We start from the raw sequence: 5,494 nt of genomic DNA, 5'->3' as shown, positions 1-5,494 counted from the left end.
CTTACCAAGGGGTGCAACGCCGCAATCGCGGCTTGAGTGGCTTCCCGCAGGGCGAGGCAGGTGATTTAAACGCAAACTGAGATAGGCCTTGTCTAAATATAGGGTTTATATGACGCACCACACTAGGCCGGGAACCAAGCGTAGGGTGCCGGCCCTGCCGCACCAAACCAGCTACGGCTCGGCCAACCCCATCGCCCGGAGATAACTGGCGACGCTGTTCTCCAGCGTATAGGGGGCAGCAACGGCTTTCAGTTGCTCTGGCGGAAGCGGGTTATCCAACTGCCTGGCCATGGCTTCAGCCAGACCAGCCACATCCCCAATCTCCGCTAATGGTTCTCCCTCTAGTCCACCCAACAGCTCTTCCGTACCACTCGGACAGTTGGTGGCGGCCACTGGCGTTCCTGCCGCCAGCGCTTCGACCAATACCACAGCCAGTCCCTCCCACAAGGAGGAGAGCACAAACAGACCCGCCTCTCTCATATAGGGATAGGGCGTGTCCACAAAACCGGGCAGTGATACCCGCGTTTCGAGATTCAGCCGTTTGACCTCAGCTTCCAGGCGCGCTCTGGCGCGCCCCTCTCCAAGGATCATCAGACGACAATCATATCGATCTCTAAGCAGGGCAAAAGCCTGGATCAGTGTGGTGAAATCCTTACGCCGGCACAGCTCCCCGACACCAAGGATCACTTTCGGCTCACCCGGGCGGAACCAGGGGTGGTCTACAGGCTCTTGCAAACGTTGGTAAAACCCTGGGGTGATGATCGGACTTGGGACTACGGCAATGCGCTCCCGATCAAATCCGATGTAGTCAGCAAAATCATTAGCCGCGCCTGCAGAAGGGACAAGCAGGGTGCCAGCAAGTTTGTAGAGATAGCGCATTGAGTTACGCTGTATGAAGCGATCCGAGCGACTGCGACTCGCCAGATTTTTGCTCACTGTGGTGCCGATACGTAGAGCCGTCCTGGCACCACTTCCGCTGAGGGTATTGGCTAACAGTGCAGTTCGATTGACCCTGTCCTTATCGGATAGCAAAACATCGGGACGATATCTTCTCAAGTAACCGATCAGTTCAGGCAGAGCAGTCAGGACATGCCTGGTTTTAAACTCGATCACCCGAAGATTATCTGCCAGTGGCAGACTTAGGCTGGGCCCATGATTTTGGATCTTCAACAGATCGACCTGATACCCGGCAGCCGCCATCCCAGGCAGCAGATTCTTCATCAGCCGGTCCACACCGCTGTGACCGGAAGTCGCCAGAAAACAGGCAATGCGTGGAGGATTACTCAAAGCTTCAGACCAAACGCAGCCAGATAGCTTCTGGCACTTCTTTCAAGTGTGTACTCACTCACTGCCGACTTTAGTTTTTCCGGGTCTTGGGGTTGCCGAAGGGTCTTTAGCATCGCCTCTGCCAATGCGTCCACATCCCCCACCGGCACCAAAGGCAGCACCTCTCCTCCACGGGTGACTTCAAACGGTCCTGAGGGGCAATCTGTACTCACCGATGGCGTACCCAGAGCCATCGCCTCAGTTAAGACATTGGGTGACCCTTCCCACAGAGAGGAGAGAACAAACAACCCGGCATGCTTCAGATAGACATAGGGGTTATCAACAAATCCAACTAGACGAAAATCGTCACTCACACCAGACTCATGTGCTAATTTTTTCAGTTGCGCCTCCTTGTTGCCCTGTCCAAGAATCATCAGACGACAAGGCTGCTGCTGCCTCACCTGAGCAAAGGCGCGCAACAAGGTGGGGAAGTCTTTCTGTCGGCGCAATCCCCCAATACCGAGTATCACCGGAGGCTGATCGGGGGCCAGCCAGGGATCGGGTATCTCAGCTTGGGACTGCTCATAGAGTTCAGGTGTAATGGTGGGGTTCTTAATGACAGTGATACGCGCCTCTGGCACCTTACTGAGCTGCATCACTTCATCGGCAACACCTTGGGATACTGCAACAATCCCATCCGCCTGATTGAACAGTTTCACCAGATTACGGGTTTTCAACCAGCGGCGAAGCCAACCCATACCTCGGGCCTTCATCCTCGATATCAGGGCGGTACCTGGTCTCAGATAGAAGCGGGTCTTTCCCTTATGACGCTGTTTGGCCTGCAGGGCAATCTCATCATCCATAATCTTTGCTGAAACCACAATATCGGGATCGTTCTGCTGTAGGTAGTCGAGCAGTTTCGGCAGTGCTTCACTCTGTTTCGCCACGGGAAACTTAATCACTCGAACCGTATCAGGTAACAGATGCAGATAGGGTGCATTCCTGCTTTTGATAATGAAATCGACTCTTACTCCGATCAATGCCAAACCCCTGGCAATATTGACCATCATGCGCTCCACGCCACCATCTCCGAACTTCAGAATAAACAGACAGACGTGGGGAACAGGGTTTTGTGATTCAGTCATATGCGGTTGGCTTCCAGATAGTGCCATTCTCGAAAAGCGGTTGAACAGGATGGAACTACCCTTTCAATATCGATGCATAATAACACCTTACAAACATGGGCACAGCGTCAGTGGGGGTGGGATTCTATTGAGCTATTTATTCGTCCACCTTTACATAGGAGCGAATGCGGTCTATGAGTCTATTCGATAGCCATGACTTTGAACATGGTGCGGCAGGCCGCACCCTACAGGGTTCTAATCAGTCGTAGGGTGCGGCCTGCCGCACCGGATGGACCGTTAGTGGGCTGTGCTAAAATAACAACCTCTATCCGTTGCCAAGGAATGGCGATATGTCGAACTACAAACGCTATCCTGTTGCGGGTGGTATCTATTTCTTTACCGTCGTCACTTTCAATCGTCGGCCCTTGTTTGCTGATCCTTTGGCGCGCCAATGTTTGCGTAATGCGATATTGGAAACAGGTCAGAAAATGCCTTTTACCACTCTTGGATTTTGTCTGTTACCTGATCACCTGCATTGCATCTGGAGCTTACCTGAAGGGGACTCGGATTTTTCACTACGATGGAATCGGGTGAAAGGCAGATTCTCAAAGCGCTACTTGGCTGCTGGCGGTATCGATGGTGGTGCATGTCTATCCAGGCGCAAACGTGGCGAGGTTGCAATTTGGCAACGGCGGTTTTGGGAGCATTCGATCCGTGATGAGTCGGATCTCACACGTCATCTTGATTATCTTCATTACAACCCGGTTAAGCATGGGTTGGTCGGGGGGGTTGGGGATTGGCCTTGGTCAACATTCCATCGATTCGTTAGTGACGGGACTTATCCGGTGGATTGGTGTGGCAATGGTATTTGTGATGAGGTGATGGATAGTGTGGGCGAGTAAATCAGCTGTAGGTGCAGCCTGCCATACCGAGATCAATATCAAAGCTACGGTGGTTGTTTGAGCATCTATTGTATCTGAGCACTGCCTGCGAGTTTCCTCTGTTACTCTGGCTTGGACATGGTGCGGCAGGCCGCACCCTACGAGGGTTCATATCGACGGCACTCTACGGGATTCAAATCGGTTGTGGGTGCGGCCTGCCGCACCGGGTTTCTGTCAATTCATTTCTCGGAATGGGTTGGCTTCATATGTTTCTGCATCTCTGCCGCCATAACGCTCAATCCACCCAATGACCAGCCCCCATCCACCGGCAGTACTGCACCAGTGATATAGGATGCCATCGGTGAAGCCAGAAACAGCGCCATATTGGCTATATCCTCAGCTCTGCCCAAACGTTTCAGGGGCACAGAATCAACAATCATCCGTTTCGCCTCCTCGGTTGGCGCCAGACGTTTCATTCCCTCGGTATCCGCAATCGGACCTGGTACGATCGAGTTTACCCTGACGCCCGCCTCGCCCCACTCCATTGCCAACACCCGCGTCACCATATCAACCCCCGCCTTGGCAGCACAGACATGTGCCTGCATCGGCATCGGAATAAAGGCCTGGGGCGCAGAGATATTGATCACAGCGGCACCGGGTTTATTGAGATAGGCAAAAGCGCTACGCACTACATGGTAGGTACCCAGCAGATCGATATCGACAACCGCAGAGAAACCGTTTGGGGACATATCAAGAGCAGATGCGGGAAAGTTGCCGGCTGCACCGGAGACTAAAATATCGATGCCACCAAAGGCATCGTTGATTTCAGACATTACTTTTTCTATCGCTGACAGCTCCCTTACATCAGCACAGCGTCCAATGACTTCCCCGCCTCTTTTCGACAGCAGTTCGAGAGCACTCTCCATCTTTTTTCGGGAACGACCGACAACAGCAACAGCTGCACCCTGTGCGGCAAACGCGTCAGCAATACCAAGATTGATGCCACTGGTACCACCGACAACAAGCACTGAGCGTCCGCTGAAATCCATTCGCTGATTCATATCCAAATCCTAAGGAACCCCTGTGGTGTTGGTGGCTGGTGAACCTTAACCAAGAACCTCTGATCAGTTTCTAAATTAATCAGAGGTTCAGTGACTTTATAACTCACCAAGCATGCGCTTTGCCTCCACGCCGACACTGTTATCTGCGCCTAACTCAATCGCCTTGTTGAGTGCATCAGCTGCACCTTGCTTATCGCCAGTCTGTGCCAACACAAAACCCAGGGTAAGCTGTATGCGCTGGAATTGAGAGTTTTTCTGCACGCCTGCCATCAGGACAGTAACCGCCTGATCAGATTGTCCGGTATAGAGCAGAGCCAAGCCTAAATCGTTATAGGATTCAACATCGTCTGGATTGATCGTTATGGCACGCTCATAGAGGTCGATAGCCTGCTGGTAGTTTTTCTCTGCGAAGTAGTTGTCTGCCAGGCGAGCGATCAAGGCGGGATCGTCCTGACTGAGATCTTCGGCAGCTGGCGCGAGCCCGAGTTTACCAGGTGTTATGCTTGCACCCATCGGATTGGGCGTTGGGTGCGGTGCAGTGACACCGTTATTGCCAGATGCAGCTACTGCTACAGCCGGTTTTTGTTCATAGTAGCTACGGGTTACGGCGTAGACCATCAAGCCATAGGTGATCTGAGCTATGACAATGACCACCCAGGTCAGAGCGCTAAATTTTGGCATATTAGTCAATATCTTAGTTGCAGGTGAAAAATCTTGGCGAGTCAAATTATCAGACCCGGTAGAGCTTGTTGTTTGAGTCCATTCTAGTCCGGGATATATATTCAAGCCAGTTTTTAGAGTGACTTAGAGTGCCGCTTGGCCTGCTTATATGTCAATAAAGATATCCCTAAGCTTTGTGCTCCATATCATTTTTTGCCGCTGAAAATTCACCAGTTAAAATCGGCTAGATCGAACAGCAAGGTAGCCTGGATGAAGCGAAGCGGAATCCGGGAAGATTGGTGCGCTGTTCTCCCGGATTCCGTTGCACTTCATCCAGGCTACGGGTTGCCGTATTCAACGAGGAAGTGACTCGCCGGGGGGCATCGGAATATCTCCCGAAACAAATTCACCTGTAGGGTGCGGCCCTGCCGCACCATGCCCAACCAAAACCAAACCACCCGACGCGCCGGTGTAGAGACGCTGCTGGCAATAAACAAACTAT

Annotated in this window: 5 protein-coding genes; 1 reads left to right on the top strand and 4 read right to left on the bottom strand. The window is 52.4% G+C overall.

Going from position 1 to position 5,494, the window contains the following annotated elements; all coding sequences use genetic code 11:
- Positions 1 to 171: 171 nt before the first annotated feature.
- Together AC4IE7_RS20305 and AC4IE7_RS20300 are read right to left on the bottom strand one after the other, a co-directional pair.
- Entirely contained in the window at positions 172 to 1,287 is a 1,116-nt protein-coding gene (locus AC4IE7_RS20305) for a glycosyltransferase (protein ID WP_490778700.1), read from the bottom strand.
- Positions 1,284 to 2,411, bottom strand: coding sequence for a glycosyltransferase (locus tag AC4IE7_RS20300; protein ID WP_490778699.1), 1,128 nt, complete (start codon positions 2,409 to 2,411; stop codon positions 1,284 to 1,286). The genes AC4IE7_RS20305 and AC4IE7_RS20300 overlap by 4 nt, the downstream gene beginning before the upstream one ends.
- 329 nt (positions 2,412 to 2,740) lie before the next feature.
- Here AC4IE7_RS20300 and AC4IE7_RS20295 point away from each other — a divergent pair, with 329 nt between their 5' ends.
- On the top strand, positions 2,741 to 3,292 hold the full coding sequence (locus AC4IE7_RS20295; protein WP_490778698.1) for an REP-associated tyrosine transposase: 552 nt from the start codon (positions 2,741 to 2,743) through the stop codon (positions 3,290 to 3,292).
- A 218-nt stretch (positions 3,293 to 3,510) separates the two neighbouring features.
- Here the strand turns inward: AC4IE7_RS20295 and AC4IE7_RS20290 are convergent, their stop codons facing one another.
- Together AC4IE7_RS20290 and AC4IE7_RS20285 are read right to left on the bottom strand one after the other, a co-directional pair.
- On the bottom strand, positions 3,511 to 4,332 hold the full coding sequence (locus AC4IE7_RS20290) for an SDR family oxidoreductase (protein ID WP_490778697.1): 822 nt from the start codon (positions 4,330 to 4,332) through the stop codon (positions 3,511 to 3,513).
- Positions 4,333 to 4,428: 96 nt separating this feature from the next.
- Positions 4,429 to 5,013: a tetratricopeptide repeat protein gene (locus tag AC4IE7_RS20285; protein WP_490778696.1), complete on the bottom strand. Its 585-nt coding sequence runs from the start codon at positions 5,011 to 5,013 to the stop codon at positions 4,429 to 4,431.
- Between the last annotated feature and the right edge of the window lie 481 nt (positions 5,014 to 5,494).

Source organism: Candidatus Thiodiazotropha sp. AKAK3 (assembly GCF_058244645.1).
Note: the sequence above shows the minus strand (reverse complement) of the source record. Positions and strands in the feature narration are given on the sequence as shown.

Bases quoted from the DNA above. Each gene is read 5' to 3' on its own strand.
- AC4IE7_RS20300 (WP_490778699.1), bottom strand. From the start codon at position 2,411: ATGACTGAATCACAAAACCCTGTTCCCCACGTCTGTCTGTTTATTCTG.
- AC4IE7_RS20295 (WP_490778698.1), top strand. From the start codon at position 2,741: ATGTCGAACTACAAACGCTATCCTGTTGCGGGTGGTATCTATTTCTTT.
- AC4IE7_RS20290 (WP_490778697.1), bottom strand. From the start codon at position 4,332: ATGAATCAGCGAATGGATTTCAGCGGACGCTCAGTGCTTGTTGTCGGT.
- AC4IE7_RS20285 (WP_490778696.1), bottom strand. From the start codon at position 5,013: ATGCCAAAATTTAGCGCTCTGACCTGGGTGGTCATTGTCATAGCTCAG.